Consider the following 232-nt stretch of genomic DNA (forward strand, 5'->3'; position numbering starts at 1 on the left):
CGCCAATCCAAAATTCGCCGGCCGTGCGTTCGGCAGCAATGCTGCCGCGTGGTGGGGATTTCACTATCGCGAGCTGTTGACCGAGCCGAAACCGCGCGAGGTCGTCACCATCTATGAGCTCGATGCGGACGCAACCGACAGTGAGACCGCCTGCGCCCGCGCCGTCTACAACTTCCGCTGGACGCCGCAGCGCGATCCTTTCGGCGTGATGCATCCGACAATCGATTATCCT

Annotated in this window: 1 pseudogene; it reads left to right on the top strand. The window is 62.1% G+C overall.

The annotated features are described in order from the left end of the window. Positions 1 to 232, top strand: a pseudogene (locus SB822_RS61285) (acetamidase); the annotation flags it as partial.

Origin of the sequence: Paraburkholderia sp. SIMBA_054 (assembly GCF_046534875.1) — a bacterium.
In the GTDB taxonomy this organism is placed as follows: domain Bacteria; phylum Pseudomonadota; class Gammaproteobacteria; order Burkholderiales; family Burkholderiaceae; genus Paraburkholderia; species Paraburkholderia hospita.